3 protein-coding genes and 1 pseudogene are annotated in these 4019 nt (G+C 69.2%); 1 reads left to right on the top strand and 3 read right to left on the bottom strand.

What is annotated here, in order from left to right:
- Positions 1 to 944 (top strand): annotated as a pseudogene (locus VGD32_RS11900) (carbohydrate-binding protein); the annotation flags it as partial.
- Positions 945 to 951: 7 nt separating this feature from the next.
- Here the strand turns inward: VGD32_RS11900 and VGD32_RS11895 are convergent.
- From VGD32_RS11895 to VGD32_RS11885, 3 genes are all read right to left on the bottom strand, one after another.
- A complete protein-coding gene (locus VGD32_RS11895) occupies positions 952 to 1350 on the bottom strand; it encodes a hypothetical protein (protein WP_331032097.1) in 399 nt (132 codons plus the stop codon).
- Entirely contained in the window at positions 1347 to 2483 is a 1137-nt protein-coding gene (locus tag VGD32_RS11890) for a hypothetical protein (protein ID WP_331032096.1), read from the bottom strand. The genes VGD32_RS11895 and VGD32_RS11890 overlap by 4 nt, the downstream gene beginning before the upstream one ends.
- 90 nt (positions 2484 to 2573) lie before the next feature.
- On the bottom strand, positions 2574 to 4019 hold a 1446-nt coding region (locus VGD32_RS11885; RefSeq protein WP_414644419.1), incomplete at its 5' end, for a replicative DNA helicase.

Raw genomic sequence — 4019 nt, 5'->3', positions numbered from 1 at the left:
ACAAGCGGCACCTGTTCGGCCTGCTGCCGCCGACCATCAGTCACGAGGGCTATTCGGACCGGCCGGCCTATTCCTACTGGGACGACTTCTGGGGCCTGCTGGGCTATCGGGATGCCGCGTTTATTGCGGAGACGCTGGGCGACGAGGCGGCGGCGGCGCGGTTCCGCGCGGCGGAGGCGGAGTTCAGGGCCGATGTGATGGCCTCCATCGAGGCGACGGCGCGGGCGCATGGGATCGACTGGATCGCCGGTGCGGCCGACCGGGGCGACTTCGACGCCACCTCGACCACCATCGCCTTGTCGCCGGCCGGGCTGATCGACGACCTGCCGCAGGATCTGCTGCAGGGCACGTTCGACAAGTGGTGGGAGAATTTCACGGCGCGGCAGGAGAACCGGCAGGCGTGGCGGGACTACACCCCGTACGAACTGCGCAACGTCGGGGCCCTGGTGCGGCTGGGACGGCGCGGCGAGGCTCTGCGGGCGCTGGACTTCTACTTCGCCGACATACGGCCGCGGGCGTGGAACGGCTGGGCCGAAGTGGTCGGTCGCGACAGGCGCGAGCCGCGCTTCATTGGCGACATGCCCCATGCCTGGGTCAGTTCGGACTACATCCGCTCGGCCATGGACCTGCTGGTCTACGAGCGCGACCGGGACCACGCCCTGGTGCTGGCGGCGGGGGCTCCGCTGGCCTGGCTTGACGGCGAGGGGGTCGGAGTGACGAACCTGCGCACGCCCTACGGGCCGCTGACCTACAATCTGCGCGGGGACGAGGGCGGGTATGTGCTGACGCTGGACGGGCGGGCGTCGCCGCCGGGCGGCTTCGTTCTGCAGTGGCCGGCGGGCGAGACTGCTCCGGCGCGGGCGCGGATCGACGGACGGGACGTGCGCTGGAACGGATCGGAGCTGGCGGTTCCGCCCGGCGCGCGCCGGGTGGAGTTGCGCTAGCGGAGGTCTATGCGGCCGGGACGGTCGGAGCCGCGACCGGATCGGCCGGGGCCATCGCCGGATCGTTGCACCAGACGTCCCCCATCACCTCGTAGCTGTACCCCGTCGGCGTATAGCCGGGCATCATCATCATGTTGCGCCGGGCCGTGTGCAGCTGTTTGCGATAGCCCGCGGGGCCGCACAGCTCGCCCGCCCGCCGCTCCCAGTGGGCGAAGGCCGATTTCGGATTCTCGACGCCCTCGGGCAGCACCACGCGGATGGTGTGGCCGCCCGCGCCGTTGGGCGTGTCCGAATAGCCGAAATAGCGGTTCGCCGCGGGATCCATGGGGGCGTAGCCGGGGTCGCTGACGCATCCGGCGAGGAGCGTCAGCGCCAGGACGGCGCCGCCGGGGCGCAGGAGGCTCATCGCGCGCTGCGGGCGGCGGCGCGCGCCGCCTCCTGGATGTTCCGGGCGCGGGTCTCGTTCACCTCGGCGATCGCCGCCGCGTTGCCGTAGGTGACGAAGTCCGACACTTCCCCAGGCAGCGACACATAGGAGCCGGCCGTGATCCCGGGGCCGCCGCGGCGGACCGTGCGGCCGTCCGGCAGCGTCTCCACCAGTTCGTCGACCCCGGTCAGGCTGGGGATCGCCGTGCGGTTCATGTCGAGCACCGCGTATTTGGCGATGAAGGCATGGGCGTTGTCGATCTCGGCGCGGAGCAGGGCGCCGTCGTCCCTGGTCCACTCGCGCGCGAGGAAGATCGCGATCTCGGCCTTGGTCAGCCGGTCGTCGCGCGCCTCGGCCAGCTCCCGGGTCATCGACTTGAAGGCGTCGCTGCCTTCCGCGGGCAGGGCGCCGGCCTCGTCGCGGTGGTTGTCCTCGATGGAGGCGATCAGCCGTTCGCGCAGTTCGGGCGTCAGGGCCGGCACCGGCAACTGCCGCGAGCTGTAGGTGAGGCTGTTCCGGTAAAGCGGGCCGGTGAGCTCGCCCGCGGGCGGCTCACCCTCGAAGGTGTAGGGCGTGACATAGGGCATTGCGGCGTTCTGGTAGGTGAGCGTCGCCGAGACCTGCAGCGTGGTCGCGTCCTCGGACAGAAGATAGGAGGTCGCCACTTCCAGGGCGTCGTCGGTGACGCCGGGGGAGGTGAGCTTCTGAACCGTGCGGACATCCGACACAGTGACGCCGGCGCCGGGTTCGCCCGTGGCGATCTGGGCGCTGAAATGCCGGACCATGGAGTCGGTCAGGGTCTGGGCCGGCATCACTTCCGCCAGTTCGTCGGCCGCCCGCCGCGCGCGGCGCGACGGCGCATAGTTCATGATGCCGTCCATGGCGGCGCCGACGAGCACGCCGATCAGGCCCTGCGAGGCCGCTGCGGCGGAGGAATCCTGCCGGAACCAGCTCTTCATCACGCCCGTGTTGTTCTCGGCGATGACGACGGACGTCGGGCCGATGGCCTCGATGTGCTGCGCGTTCAGCGGCCGGGCGTTCGGAACGGGCTGATACGAGACGCACGCGCCGAGTGACAGCGCAGCAAGCGCGCAGATTGCGATTTTACGCATGGAATCCCCCAAACACCGTCCTGACGGGACGGTAAGCCCTTGGTCAGTCTGTCAAAACATGGTCGGGAGTCAATCTTACGCTGTATCCGGTCAGTCGTAGGACTGGGGATAGCGCCCGTCGTGAGCCAGATTGCCGAAACGGGTGGTGTCGGCGTCGAAGGACAGTTTGACGATGCCGATCGGGCCGTGCCGCTGCTTGCCGATCACGACCTCGGCCTGATGCTTGAGCCGGTCCATGTCCTCCTGCCACTTGAGGTGCTCCTCGGTGCCCTCGCGCGGCTCGGCGCGGCCAAGGTAGTAGCTCTCGCGGTAGACGAACATGACGCAGTCGGCGTCCTGCTCGATCGAGCCCGACTCGCGCAGGTCCGACAGCTGGGGCCGCTTGTCCTCGCGCTGCTCGACCTGACGCGAGAGCTGCGACAGGGCGATGATCGGCACGCTCAGTTCCTTGGCCAGGGCCTTGAGGCCGCCGGTGATCTCGGACACCTCCTGCACCCGGTTCTTCTGGCTGTTGCTCTCCCCGGTCGTGATCAGCTGAAGGTAGTCGACGACGATCAGGTCGAGGCCATGCTCCATCCGCTTCAGGCGCCGGGCGCGGGCCGCCAGCTTGGACATCGACAGACCGCCGGTGGCGTCGATGAACAGCGGGCTCTCGCCGATCTCGACGGCGGCGTCGCGGATGCGGCCGAAGTCGGCGGCGTCGATCTCGCCCTTGCGCAGCTTGTCGGACGACACGCCGGACGCGTCGGCGAGGATACGCATGGCCAGCTGCTCGGCCGACATTTCCAGCGAGTAGAAGGCGACCACCCCGCCGGAGACGGTCTTGCGGCCCTCTGGCGTCGGCTCCCAGCGGTAGTTCCGGGCCACGTTGAAGGCGATGTTGGTCGCCAGCGCCGTCTTGCCCATCGACGGGCGGCCGGCGAGGATCAGAAGGTCGGACGGGTGCAGGCCGCCCAGCTTCTGGTCGAGATCGTCGAGGTTGGTGGCCAGGCCGGCGAGCTTGCCGTCGCGCTGATAAGCCTCGGCGGCCATCTGCACCGCGCCGGACAGGGCCGTCGAGAAGCTGACGAAGCCCGAGGACGGCTTGCCGGTTTCGGCGAGATTGTAGAGCTGCTGTTCGGCGCTCTCGATCTGGTCGATGGCCGCGGTTTCAGGCTGCGGCGCCTCCTTGATGATCTCGCCTCCGATGCGGATCAGGTCACGGCGCAGGGCCAGGTCATAGACCACGCGGGCGTAGTCGGGGGCATTGGCGCCGGGCGGCGCGCGATCGACGAGGTCGGCGAGGTAGCGCAGGCCGCCGAACTCCTGGAAGGCCGGATCCTGCTTGAACCGCTCCATCAGGATGGTCGGCTCGGCCAGCAGGCCCTGCCGGACGTGATCCTCGATGGCGTCATAGAGCCGTTGGTGGAACGGCTCGTAGAAGTGGCTGCCGCGCAGGCGGTCCGACAGCCGCTCGAACACCGCATTGTCGAACATCAGGCTGCCCAGCAGGGCCTGCTCGGCCTCCAGGTTATGGGGCAGGGACGGGATGGCCGA

Source organism: Brevundimonas sp. (assembly GCF_036402095.1).
In the GTDB taxonomy this organism is placed as follows: domain Bacteria; phylum Pseudomonadota; class Alphaproteobacteria; order Caulobacterales; family Caulobacteraceae; genus Brevundimonas.
Note: the sequence above shows the minus strand (reverse complement) of the source record. Positions and strands in the feature narration are given on the sequence as shown.